Raw genomic sequence first — 11,510 nt, 5'->3', positions numbered from 1 at the left:
TTGTTATTCTCCTAGCGTACCGCCCGCCGGGGCGTTGTGGGGGGGGCCCCCCGGCGCCCCACCCCCATATGGCCTCGCACTCCCTCACCCCCGCCTCTTGACGGGTTACCGACAAAAGTGGCTTGATGTCCCCATGGGAGCGCTCCCACCTCATTCAGGGAAGGGAATACCATGCGCGTCATCGACCACTTACCGCTACGGGCCCTGCTCGTGCTGACCGCCCTGCTCCTCCCGCTCGGCCTCACCCTCGCTCTCCCCCTCGCCCCGCGCGCGGCCGCGGCACCGGACGCGGCCCCCGTCCGCATCATGCCGCTGGGCGACTCGATCACCGGCTCACCGGGCTGCTGGCGGGCCCTGCTGTGGAACCGGTTGCGGGACGCCGGCCACACGGACATCGACTTCGTCGGCACCCTGCCGGGCCAGGGCTGCGGCGTGGCGTACGACGGTGACAACGAGGGCCACGGCGGCGAGCTGGTGACCAACGTCGCCGACCAGGACCTGCTGCCCGCACGGCTGACGGCGAGTCGGCCGGACATCGTTGTCATGCATTTCGGTACGAATGACGTCTGGAGCAGTATCCCTCCCGACCGCATCCTCGCCGCCTACACCAAGCTGGTGACGCAGATGCGGACGGCCAACCCGGACACACGGCTCCTGGTCGCCCAGATCATTCCGATGAACCCCGCCGGCTGCACCGGCTGCGCCCAGCGCGTCGTCGACTTCAACGCGCGGATTCCGGGGTGGGCCGCGGAGACGAGTACCACCCGTTCGCCGGTGACCGTGGTCGACCAGTGGACGGGCTTCGACACGGCCACCGACACCTACGACGGCGTACACCCGGGCGACGCCGGCAACGAGAAGATCGCCGCCCGCTGGTATCCGGCCCTGGCGGACGTCCTCGACCGGGGCGTCCCGGGTGATCCCGGCGATCCGGGCGACCCCGGTGACGACGCCACCTGCACCGCGTCGTTCCTGGCCGGTTCGACCTGGCCGGGCGGCTACCAGGCCGAGGTGACGGTACGGAACACCTCCGCCGTCGCGCTCACCGGCTGGACCGTGACGGTCGCACCGGCCGCCGGCGCACGGCTGACCCAGGTATGGGGCGGCACGCTCGGCACCGCCGCCGACGGCACGGCGACCGTCACCGACGCGGGCTGGAACGGCACCCTCGGTCCCGGCGCGAGCACCTCCTTCGGCTTCATCGCCGGCGTCCCGGCAACGTCCGGGGCTCCGGCGGCAACCGTCGACTGCACGGCCACTGCAACCTCCTGACCCACGGCGCACGTACAGCACTCCCCGGTACAGCCCTCACGCCGACGCACGCACCATCCACGGCACGGATGACGCTCCCCCATGAACCACGGCACGGACACGCACCAGCACCGGGACCGACCCGACCCCCACATCACTCGTATCACCCGAATCGCCCCTCTGGAGCCGCCATGAGAGCCCGCCCGCCCACACCCACCCACGCACCCCCCGTCCCGCCCCCCACTCCCCGTATCACCGCACTCCCCCGTGCAGCCGGTCTGCTCACCGCTCTCCTGGGTCTCCTGCTCCCCCTCCTCGCCCTGGGCACCCCGGCGCACGCGGCTCCCACCGGCTTCCGTGTCGAGAACGGCCGGCTGCTGGAGGCCTCCGGGAACGACTTCGTGATGCGCGGGGTCAACCACGCCCACACCTGGTACGCGGACCGGATCGGTTCCCTCGCGCACATCAAGGCCAAGGGCGCCAACACCGTACGTGTGGTCCTCTCCAGCGGCGACCGGTGGGCCGCCGACGACACCGCCGACGTGGCGAACGTCGTCGCGCAGTGCAAGCAGAACCGGCTGATCTGCGTCCTCGAGGTGCACGACACCACCGGTTACGGCGAGCAGAGCGGAGCGGTCACCCTCTCCCGCGCCGCCGACTACTGGATCGGCGTCCGGAGCGCGCTGACCGGCCAGGAGGACCACGTCGTCGTCAACATCGGCAACGAGCCCTACGGCAACACCGGTTACGCGAACTGGACGGCCGACACCAAGGCCGCCATCCAGAAGCTGCGCAACGCGGGCTTCGACCACACCCTGATGGTCGACGCCCCCAACTGGGGCCAGGACTGGGCGTTCACCATGCGGGACAACGCCGCCTCGGTCTTCGCCGCCGATCCGGACGCCAACACGGTGTTCTCCATCCACATGTACGGCGTCTTCGACACCGCCGCCGAGATCAGCGACTACCTGGGCCGTTTCGTCTCCGCACGGCTCCCCCTCGTGGTCGGCGAGTTCGGCCACGACCACTCGGACGGGAACCCCGACGAGGACGCCATCCTGGCCGTCACCCAACAGCTCGGCCTCGGCTACCTCGGCTGGTCCTGGAGCGGCAACGGCGGTGGGGTCGAGTACCTGGACATGGTCACGAACTTCGACCCGGACCAGCTGACCGGTTGGGGGCAGCGCCTCTTCAACGGTGCCAACGGCATTGCCGCCACCTCCGAGGAGGCCGAGATCTACTCCTCCGGATCGGGCGGTGACACCACGGCCCCGACCGCGCCCGGCACGCCGGCCGCCTCAGCTGTGACCTCGTCGTCGGCCACGCTCTCCTGGGCGGCGGCCACCGACGAGAACGGAGTGACGGGTTACGACGTCGTCCGGATCGGCGACGGCGGGGAAACGGTCGCCACCACGACCGCAAGCACCTCCGCCACCCTCACCGGCCTCTCTCCCGAGACCTCCTACACGTTCGCCGTGTACGCCCGGGACGCGGCCGGCAACCGCTCGTCGCGCTCCGGCACGGTGACGGTCACCACGTCCTCCGGCGGGAGCCAGGGCGCCTGCGCGGTCGCCTACCGGGTGACGAACGAGTGGCCCGGCGGATTCCAGGGCGAGGTGATCATCCGCAACACCGGCAGTTCGGCGGTCGCCGGCTGGACGCTGAACTGGACCTTCCCCGGCCCCCAGCGCATCACCAACATGTGGGGCGGCACACCCGTCCAGACCGGTTCCGAGGTCGGTGTCGCCTCGGCTCCCTACACCGCGTCGATCCCCGCGGCGGGCTCCGTCACCCTCGGCTTCACCGCCACCACGACGGGCGGCAACCCCAGTCCGTCGGCGTTCACCCTCAACGGGTCGGTCTGCACCACGGCCTGACGAACGCGCTGCCCGGAAGGGTGTCCTTATCCCCTTCCGGGCAGCGATCCATGCGAGTCGACCCGACCGGTCCGTGTGCGTCAGACCAGGTGGGCGAAGACCACCAGATTCTCGGTGTAGTCCTTGGCCTTGCGGTCGTAGTCCCCGGAGCAGGTGATGAGCCGGACCTGGGCATCGTCCGTATCGGCGTAGACGCGCTCGTCGGGGAAGTCTTCCTTGGCGAACGACTCCGCGTGATCGACCACGAACTCCGCCTCACGCCCGTCGGCCCGCTCCACCTCGAAACGGTCGCCCTTCTCGAGTTCGGAGAGCCGGGCGAACACCGCGGCCGAGGTCTTCGTGTCCACGTGTCCGGCGATGATCGATGTTCCGCGCTCCCCCGGGGACGCTCCGTCGGCGAACCAGCCGACCAGGTTGGTGTCGTCCGGGGGCGGCGCGTCGAGCTGGCCCGAAGCGCCGATGGCGAGATCGGTGAAGGGCGCGTCGACGTCGATGTCGGGGATGTGCAACCGGGTCGGGGCGGACCGCGGCAGATACGTGCCGGTCGACCGGGGCGCGGCGGAACGGCTTGGCTCAGGACGCGTGGCGGTGGCAGAAGGAGGAGCGGAGGCGGAAGCAGTGGTGGAGGCCGCGGGAGGGGCGTGCGTGCCGAGGGTGTCAGCGGGGGGATCCTCCCTGCCGCCGAGCAGGCTCACCGCCAGCACCAGGGTTGCCGTACCCCAGAAGATCGCCGTCATGACGGCGCGCAGCCTCCGCCGCGCCGGGGCCTGATCGGTGTGGACGGAGGAAGGGGGGCGGGCTGCCATCGGGGGACCACCTCATTCGGACGCGGCAGCGGAAACGGGAGGCGAAAGGGCGAGCGGGGCCGCCATGACACGCGACGCGTGTCCGGCGGCCCCGTCTGCTATGGCGCCAGGCATGGCTCAGGCCACGCTTCCGGACGCCTTCTTGCGCCGCAGCGCGTAGGCGCCGGCACCGAGAACCGCCAGCGCGGCCAGGCCGCCGCCGGAGACACTCGGGTCGGAGAGCCCGCCACCGCCGGTGTGCACGCCACCGCTCGGCTTCTCGTGCTCCCAGTCCTTCTTGCCCCCGTACTCGTGCTTGTCCTCGTGCTTCGACTCCTCCTTCGACTCTTCCTTGTCGTGCTCGCCGTTCCAGCCGTCCTCACCCACGGCGGCCAGGGCGCCACCGCCCGTGTGCACGCCGCCGCTGGGCTTGCCGTGCTCCCAGTCCTTCTTCTTGTCCTCGTCCTCGTCCTTGTTCTCGTCCTTGTTCTCGTCCTTGTCCTTGTCCCAGTCCTTCTTCTTGTCCTCGTCCTCGTACTTCGACTCGTCCTTCGACTCTTCCTTGTCGTGCTCGCCGTTCCAGCCGTCCTCACCCACGGCGGCCAGGGCACCGCCGCCCGTGTGGATTCCGCCGTTCGGCTTGTCGTGGCTGCTGTCCTCCTCGTGCTCCTTGCTGTAGGAAGACTTGTCGTGCTCCCCGTCACCCATCGGGGTGGCGAAGGCTGTGGGCGCCGAGACCACGAGGGCCGCGGTGGCCGTCGCGGTGGCGAGCAGCATGCGGGCAGAGCGCATCCGAATATCCTTCCGTCGGTGACCTCGGCTGCTGACCCCACGTCAACACATGGACCGGGCCCGACGTGATCTACCGTCAGCCATGGATCCGACTCCCACCATTCGAGGCGTTCACACGGGTTACAGAGCCACTCCCACGGCGGTATCGACGCCTTCTCCCGTGCCGCACGGACCGAGTCCGCCCCGGAAGCGGAACGCTCTGCCGACCCTCCGCGTCCGGGGAAGCGGAAGGGGGTGGGAAATCCTCGCCGACGGAGCGGCGGACCGACTGGCGCTGCCCGACGCCGCACGCACGATGCCGCTGGAGACGCACATGGCCATGGTCGGCCTGTTCTGGATCACCGAAGGAGCGTGGCCGCCGGACCCCGACCGACAGCTCACAACCGACGGCCCCTTGCTTGCCCCTGCCCCGGAAGCCCACTTAGCCTCACTTTGTGCCGCCAATAAACAAATTCCGCTCGCACAGTGTCGTGCCGCGTTCCGACCTCGCCCGCCTCCGTCTCGCCCTGACCCTCTTCTTCGCCCTCGACGGCTTCGTCTTCGCCGGCTGGGTCGTGCGCATTCCCGCCGTCAAGGAGCAGACCGGCGCCTCCGCGAGCGGGCTGGGGCTCGCCCTGCTCGGGGTCTCCGCCGGGGCCGTCGTCACGATGGTCTTCACCGGCCGGTTGTGCCGCCGCTACGGCAGTCACCCCGTCACCGTGGTCTGCGCGGTCCTGCTCTGCCTCAGTGTCGGGCTGCCGCCGCTCACTCACTCCGCGCTCGCACTCGGCGCCGTACTCCTGGTGTTCGGCGCGGCCTACGGCGGTATCAATGTCGCCTTCAACAGTGCGGCCGTCGAGCTGGTGGCCGCACTGCGGCGCCCCATCATGCCGAGCTTCCACGCCGCGTTCAGCCTGGGCGGCATGGTCGGCGCGGGACTGGGCGCCCTGGTCGCCGGTTCCCTCTCACCCACCCGGCACCTGTGGGGACTCGCGACGATCGGCCTGGTGGTGACCGCCGTCGCGGGGCGGATGCTCATGCGGATCGAGCCGCCGGGCCCCGCGGACCACGGTCCGGGGCGGGGCAAGTACGCCGGGCGGACCGAGCAGGGCGGCCCGCGCCGGCTGGACGGCCGTACGCGCATGCTGGTGATCGTCTTCGGCCTGATCGCGCTCTGCACCGCGTACGGTGAGGGGGCCCTGGCCGACTGGGGCGCGCTGCATCTGGAGGAGGACCTCGGCGCCTCACCGGGCGTCGCGGCCCTCGGGTACTCCTGCTTCGCGCTCGCCATGACGATCGGGCGGCTCACCGGTACGACGCTGCTCGAGCGGCTGGGCAGGACCCGGACCCTGGTCGTGGGCGGTACCACCGCGACCGCCGGGATGCTGCTCGGCGCGCTCGCGCCCTCGCTGGAGGGGGCTCTGCTCGGCTACGCGGTCACCGGCGTCGGCCTCGCCAACCTCTTCCCGGTGGCCATCGAACGCGCGGGCGCGCTCGCCGGCCCGAGTGGTGTCGCCACGGCGTCCACCCTGGGGTACGGCGGCATGCTCCTCGGTCCGCCGGCGATCGGGTTCATGGCGGACTGGTTCAGCCTTCCGGCCGCCCTGACCAGCGTGGCGGTACTCGCGGCGGTGGCCACGGTGATCGGGCTCGCAACCCGCGAGGCGGACCCGGCGTGACCTCTGACCAAGGGATGGCCTGCCACGCGTTCACTCCACCGGCCGCGGCCGCGTACGGCACACTCCTTCTCATGGACGTTTCCTGGTTCGTAGGGATCCTGGACGCAGAGGGCCGGCTGCTGGCCGACGCCGCAGAGGAGGCCGGCCCGGACTGCGAGGTGCCGACCTGCCCCGAGTGGCGGGTACGCGACCTGGTCCGGCACACCGGCGTGGTGCACCGGTGGGCCGCCGCCCATGTCGCCGACCGGCGTGTCCGGCCCCGTCCGGTGGGCGACCCTCCCGAGCTGGACGGCGCCGAGCTCATGGCCTGGTACCGCGAAGGTCATCACGGGCTGGTCGACACCCTCTCGGGTGCGGCTCCCGACGTGGAGTGCTTCACCTTTCTGCCCGGGCCGACCTCGGCCCTGGCCTTCTGGGCCCGCCGTCAGGCACACGAGACGGCGGTGCACCGGTTCGACGCGGAGGCGGCGCGCGGCGGCACTCCGGCGCCGGTCGCCACGGACTTCGCGGTGGACGGCATCGACGAACTGCTGCGCGGCTTCCACGCCCGTCCCAGGAGCCGGGTCCGTACCGAAGTGCCGCGCGTCCTGCGGGTGCGGGTGACGGACGCCGACGCGGTGTGGACCGTACGGCTGTCCCCGGAGCCGCCCGTGACCACGCGGGACGCGCCCGGGGACGCCGAGTGCGAACTCTCCGGCCCGGCCGGGCAGTTGTACCTCGCGTTGTGGAACCGGCTGCCGATGCCGGCCGTGTCGGGCGACCCGGACCTCGCCGCGCTCTGGCAGGACACGTCCGCCGTGGTCCTGGCTTCCCCTCCCCGGGGGCCCCGGGTCAGTCGCGCGTGAGCATCCGGGTCAGCACCGCGCGCTGCACGGGCAGTACGTCGCCGTGCAGCGCGCGCCCCTTCGCCGTCAGCGAGACCCGCACGCCCCGCCGGTCCTCCGCGCACAAGCCCCGTTCGGCGAGTCCTTCCCGCTCCAGGCGGGCGATCAGCCGGGACAGCGCGCTCTGGCTCAGGTGGACGCGCTCGGCGATCTCCTGGACGCGGTAGGAACAGCCGCGCAGCGCGCCTGCGAGGATGTCGAGGACTTCGAAGTCGCTGCCGCACAGGCCGTGTTCGTGCAGTGCACGGTCGAGTTCGCACTGTGTGCGCGCATGCAGGGCCAGGATGTCCCGCCACTGCTGCACGAGCGCCTGTTCGACCTGCTTCGCCGCCATGGCCGCACCGTAGCAGGCACGCCGCCCACGCCGCGTACGCGCTTGGCGCTCCTTGCCCGCCCGGACCCGGGGCTGCTTGACTCCGGGAAGACCAAGCAGGTTACACAGGTGGGGAGTTGTGGGTGCGACGGACTCAGGCCGAGCGGGATGCGATCACCGTCGAGATCGGCTACGCGCTGTGCAGCGCGGCGTTCGCCGCTGCGGTCGTCTTCGGCGCCGCGGCGGGTCCGGCGCTGCTCTTCACTCTCCCTGATGCCGTCGAAGGGCTGCTGCTCGGCGCCGGGGTGGCGCTTGCGCCGGTCCTCTTCCTCGTTCGGGTGATCAGTGTGCTGATGCGGTTCCGTGCGCCGGATCAACCGAGCCGACCAGGTCGGACCAGGCCCGACTCGTAGGCCGGGACGACCGGTCGGGCGCGGTCGCGGGCGCCGAGTTCGACCATGGTGCGGCCTGCGTGGGTCTTGGAGGTGAGCGGGCTGACGACCGGGCGGCGGGCGATCTCCTCATCGGTCAGGCCGATGCCGACCAGCGCCGTCACCTCCCGTTCCCGCCCGATGAGGTCGAACAGGGCGTCGGCGGCGGTCGGTTCCGCGGGTCCTGGCCGGTTCCGCCACCGCCCAGGCGGCGATCACGATCTCCTCGCTCCAGGAGGCAGCGGTGTCGCCGGCCGGTGACAGCCACCGGTACAGCAGCGAGGCGAGCAGCAGATGCCCTGCCCAGAGGGTTCCCGTTGCCGCCCACCCCGCATGGCGGTGGCCGATGGCGGCCGCGCTGAAGCAGGCCACGGCCACCGTCAGGAACACCGGCCCGCACGGTTGGCCGGCGCCCGGACAGATTCGGCGGAGTGGGTCCCGGCTCCTCCGCCGAGGAACTGCGCCGCATCGCCCCCCGACCACCCGGCCTTCCGGATCACGGTCACGAACCGGCGGACGTGCCCCCGGCCTCGGACGCTCCTCCGGCCGCTGTTTTGCCCCCGGCCCCGGACCCGCCCCCGGACCCGCCTCCGGTCCCGGGACTGTCCCCCGCACCGGGCCTGTCCGCGGCGCCGGAGCCGCCGCCCGCGGGACGCCGGTCCAGCGCGATCATGGCGCGGTGGGCCAGCGGATGGGTGCGGACCAGCTCGCCGAGGGTCGTCGAACCGCGGGTGATGTCACGGAAGGCGTTCCAGGCGGGCCGGAAGCCGGTGAGGACGGCGTGGAACACCCCCGGGCGCCGCTCGAACGCGGCCAGCATCCGCTTGCCCACGCTCATTTCGGTGCCGAGTCCCGCCTTGACCGCGAAGGCGTAGTTCAGCGCCTGCCGACGGGTGTCCACGGCGTCGTGGGCCTCGGCGATGCGTACCGCCCACTCCCCCGCCAGCCGGCCCGAGCGCAGCGCGAACGAGATGCCCTCACGGGTCCACGGTTCCAGCAGCCCGGCGGCGTCCCCGCACACGAGCACCCGTCCGCGCGACAGCGGCGAGTCGTCCGCCCGGCATCGGGTCAAGTGACCGGAGGAGATGCTCGGTTCGAAGCCGGCGAGACCGAGCCGTCCGATGAAGTCCTCCAAGTACCGTTTGGTCGCGGCGCCTTCACCGCGCCGGGAGATCACACCGACGGTGAGTGTGTCGCCCTTGGGGAAAACCCAGCCGTAACTGCCGGGCATCGGGCCCCAGTCGATGAGCACCCGCCCCTTCCAGTCCTCGGCGACGGTCTCCGGCACCGGGATCTCCGCCTCCAGGCCCAGGTCCACCTGGTCCAGCTTGACCCCGACGTGTGCTCCTATGCGGCCGGCGCTGCCGTCCGCGCCGACCACCGCCCGTGCGAGCACGGTCTCGCCACCCTGCAGGACGAGGGCGACCGTGCGGCGGTCCGGTACGGCCGGGCCGTGCTGCTCGATCCGCTGCACGGTGGCGCCGGTGCGCACCTCGGCGCCGGCCTTCTGCGCGTGTTCCACCAGCTGGTGGTCGAACTCGGGCCGGTTGATCAGCCCGAACAGCATCTGCCGGGACCGGCGGGTGCGGGTGAAGCGGCCGTTGTTCGAGAACGTCACCGCGTGCACCCGGTCCTTCAGCGGAAGCTCGAAGCCGGGTGGCAGACTGTCGCGCGAGGGGCCGATGATGCCGCCGCCGCACGTTTTGTAACGCGGCAGTTCCGCCTTCTCCAGCAACAGCACGCGCCGCCCCGCGACCGCTGCCGCGTAGGCGGCCGAGGCCCCCGCGGGTCCCGCGCCCACCACCACGACGTCCCATACTTGCCGCGCGTCGTCCGCCGAAGAGTTCTCGCTGCTCACGATGGTCTACTGCTCCCGATCCAGCCGCCTGCCTCCCCCCAGCTCCCGGCTTCAATCGAGCAGGGGGTGCCCCCATCTGTCCACCGCATACTACGGCGACGATCATTCGAGGCCGCTGTGGGAGGATCGTGCGGCATGGGTGCCCCGTACACCGGACATCACCCGTGCTCCACGATCGTCTCGCCCACGAACGTACGCACCCGTACAACGTCGCACCCACAAGGAGCGTGCCCATGTCGTCGAATCCGGTCGCCATGACCGTCGCCTCACTGATGCCCAGGGCGAAGGAGGAGCTCGCCGAACTGGTGGCCTTCCGGTCGGTGGCGGACTTCGACCAGTTCCCCCGCGGCGAGAGCGAGGGCGCCGCACGCTGGGTCGCCGATGCTCTCACCGCCGAGGGCTTCCAGGACGTGGCCCTCCTCGACACCCCGGACGGCACGCAGTCGGTGTACGGCTGCCTCCCCGGTCCCGAGGGCGCCAGGACGGTGCTCCTGTACGCCCACTACGACGTGCAGCCGCCCCTGGACGAGGCCGGCTGGGACACCCCGCCGTTCGAGCTGACCGAGCGGAACGGCCGCTGGTACGGGCGCGGGACCGCCGACTGCAAGGGCGGTGTGATCATGCACCTGCTGGCGCTGCGCGCGCTCAAGGCGAACGGCGGCATTCCCGTCAACGTGAAGGTGATCGCCGAGGGTTCGGAGGAGCAGGGCACCGGCGGCCTGGAGCGGTACGCCGAGCAGCACCCCGAACTGCTGGCGGCCGACACGATCGTCATCGGCGACAGCGGCAACTTCCGTGCCGGTCTGCCGACAGTGACCGCCACCCTGCGCGGCATGACGCTCGTACGGCTGCGCGTCGACACCCTTGAAGGCAACCTGCACTCGGGCCAGTTCGGCGGCGCCGCACCCGACGCCCTGGCCGCCCTGGTCCGCGTCCTGGACTCACTGCGCGCCGAGGACGGCAGCACCACCGTCGACGGGTTGACCGGCGACAGCACCTGGGACGGGCTGCAGTACGACGACGAGCAGTTCCGCAAGGACGCCAAGGTCCTCGACGGCGTGGAGCTGATCGGCTCCGGCACGGTCGCCGACCGCATCTGGGCCCGCCCGGCCGTCACCGTCCTCGGCATCGACTGCCCGCCGGTCGTCGGCGCCACCCCGTCCGTGCAGGCGAGCGCCCGCGCGCTGGTCAGCCTGCGCGTGCCGCCGGGTGTCGACGCGGCCGAGGCGACCGAGCTGCTCCAGGCGCACCTGAAGGCGCACACGCCGTGGGGCGCGCGGGTGAGCACCGAGCACATCGGGCAGGGACAGGCGTTCCGCGCCGACACCAGCAGCCCGGCCTACCGGGCCATGGCCGACGCGATGGCGGTCGCGTACCCGGGCCAGGAGATGAGCTGCGCGGGGCAGGGCGGCTCCATCCCGCTGTGCAACACCCTCGCGGCCCTCTACCCGCAGGCGGAGATCCTGCTCATCGGCCTGAGCGAGCCGGAGGCCCGGATCCACGCGGTGAACGAGAGCGTCTCGCCCGACGAGCTGGAGCGGCTTTCGGTCACGGAGGCGCTGTTCCTGCGCACCTACGCGGCCGCGGCCGAGCCCACGGGCTGATCCCGCCCGCGCGGCCCGGCCGCGGTGCGACGCCCGGCCCGGGACGTGGTTCCGGGC

At 71.7% G+C, this 11,510-nt stretch carries 10 protein-coding genes and 1 pseudogene; 6 read left to right on the top strand and 5 right to left on the bottom strand.

The annotated features are described in order from the left end of the window. Positions 1-171: 171 nt before the first annotated feature. Entirely contained in the window at positions 172-1,272 is a 1,101-nt protein-coding gene (locus ACFWVE_RS33730) for a GDSL-type esterase/lipase family protein (RefSeq protein WP_384022670.1), read from the top strand. A 170-nt stretch (positions 1,273-1,442) separates the two neighbouring features. Next, positions 1,443-3,128, top strand: a complete 1,686-nt coding sequence (locus tag ACFWVE_RS33725; RefSeq protein WP_384022667.1) for a cellulase family glycosylhydrolase — start codon at positions 1,443-1,445, stop codon at positions 3,126-3,128. A gap of 80 nt (positions 3,129-3,208) precedes the next feature. Here ACFWVE_RS33725 and ACFWVE_RS33720 read toward each other — a convergent pair whose 3' ends face one another. Both ACFWVE_RS33720 and ACFWVE_RS33715 read right to left on the bottom strand, forming a co-directional pair. Further along, the gene (locus ACFWVE_RS33720; RefSeq protein ID WP_384022664.1) at positions 3,209-3,934 is read right to left on the bottom strand and encodes a class F sortase; all 726 of its coding nucleotides are present in this window, start codon (positions 3,932-3,934) and stop codon (positions 3,209-3,211) included. A gap of 117 nt (positions 3,935-4,051) precedes the next feature. Continuing rightward, entirely contained in the window at positions 4,052-4,705 is a 654-nt protein-coding gene (locus tag ACFWVE_RS33715) for a hypothetical protein (protein ID WP_384022661.1), read from the bottom strand. 470 nt (positions 4,706-5,175) lie between these two features. Between ACFWVE_RS33715 and ACFWVE_RS33710 the strand changes: the two genes are divergently transcribed. Together ACFWVE_RS33710 and ACFWVE_RS33705 are read left to right on the top strand one after the other, a co-directional pair. Then, positions 5,176-6,363 (top strand): MFS transporter, encoded by a 1,188-nt coding sequence (locus ACFWVE_RS33710; RefSeq protein ID WP_384022658.1) that lies wholly within the window; start codon positions 5,176-5,178, stop codon positions 6,361-6,363. A gap of 71 nt (positions 6,364-6,434) precedes the next feature. Further along, positions 6,435-7,208, top strand: a complete 774-nt coding sequence (locus ACFWVE_RS33705) for a maleylpyruvate isomerase family mycothiol-dependent enzyme (protein WP_384022655.1) — start codon at positions 6,435-6,437, stop codon at positions 7,206-7,208. Here ACFWVE_RS33705 and ACFWVE_RS33700 read toward each other — a convergent pair. Next, positions 7,195-7,581, bottom strand: a complete 387-nt coding sequence (locus ACFWVE_RS33700; RefSeq protein WP_384022652.1) for a MarR family winged helix-turn-helix transcriptional regulator — start codon at positions 7,579-7,581, stop codon at positions 7,195-7,197. The genes ACFWVE_RS33705 and ACFWVE_RS33700 overlap by 14 nt on opposite strands. A 122-nt stretch (positions 7,582-7,703) precedes the next feature. On the opposite strand from ACFWVE_RS33700, the gene ACFWVE_RS33695 reads away from it, so the two are divergent. After that, the gene (locus tag ACFWVE_RS33695) at positions 7,704-7,973 is read left to right on the top strand and encodes a DUF6332 family protein (RefSeq protein ID WP_384022649.1); all 270 of its coding nucleotides are present in this window, start codon (positions 7,704-7,706) and stop codon (positions 7,971-7,973) included. Here ACFWVE_RS33695 and ACFWVE_RS33690 read toward each other — a convergent pair. After that, a pseudogene (locus tag ACFWVE_RS33690) lies at positions 7,934-8,167 on the bottom strand (LuxR C-terminal-related transcriptional regulator); the annotation flags it as partial. The gene ACFWVE_RS33695 and the pseudogene ACFWVE_RS33690 sit on opposite strands and share 40 nt — an antisense overlap. Before the next feature lie 326 nt (positions 8,168-8,493). After that, positions 8,494-9,849: a geranylgeranyl reductase family protein gene (locus ACFWVE_RS33685; protein WP_384022646.1), complete on the bottom strand. Its 1,356-nt coding sequence runs from the start codon at positions 9,847-9,849 to the stop codon at positions 8,494-8,496. Between the two features lie 233 nt (positions 9,850-10,082). Between ACFWVE_RS33685 and ACFWVE_RS33680 the strand changes: the two genes are divergently transcribed. Next, positions 10,083-11,453: a dipeptidase gene (locus ACFWVE_RS33680; protein WP_384022643.1), complete on the top strand. Its 1,371-nt coding sequence runs from the start codon at positions 10,083-10,085 to the stop codon at positions 11,451-11,453. Positions 11,454-11,510: the final 57 nt, after the last annotated feature.

The sequence above is a fragment of the Streptomyces sp. NPDC058632 genome (assembly GCF_042717095.1).
Taxonomy (GTDB): domain Bacteria; phylum Actinomycetota; class Actinomycetes; order Streptomycetales; family Streptomycetaceae; genus Streptomyces.
The sequence above is the reverse complement of the archived record's forward strand: the minus strand, read 5'-3'. Positions and strand labels throughout refer to the sequence as shown.

Coding starts and splice junctions, on each gene's coding strand:
- ACFWVE_RS33680 (WP_384022643.1), top strand. CDS start 10,083: ATGTCGTCGAATCCGGTCGCCATGACCGTCGCCTCACTGATGCCCAGG.
- ACFWVE_RS33700 (WP_384022652.1), bottom strand. CDS start 7,581: ATGGCGGCGAAGCAGGTCGAACAGGCGCTCGTGCAGCAGTGGCGGGAC.
- ACFWVE_RS33705 (WP_384022655.1), top strand. CDS start 6,435: ATGGACGTTTCCTGGTTCGTAGGGATCCTGGACGCAGAGGGCCGGCTG.
- ACFWVE_RS33720 (WP_384022664.1), bottom strand. CDS start 3,934: ATGGCAGCCCGCCCCCCTTCCTCCGTCCACACCGATCAGGCCCCGGCG.
- ACFWVE_RS33715 (WP_384022661.1), bottom strand. CDS start 4,705: ATGCGCTCTGCCCGCATGCTGCTCGCCACCGCGACGGCCACCGCGGCC.
- ACFWVE_RS33730 (WP_384022670.1), top strand. CDS start 172: ATGCGCGTCATCGACCACTTACCGCTACGGGCCCTGCTCGTGCTGACC.
- ACFWVE_RS33725 (WP_384022667.1), top strand. CDS start 1,443: ATGAGAGCCCGCCCGCCCACACCCACCCACGCACCCCCCGTCCCGCCC.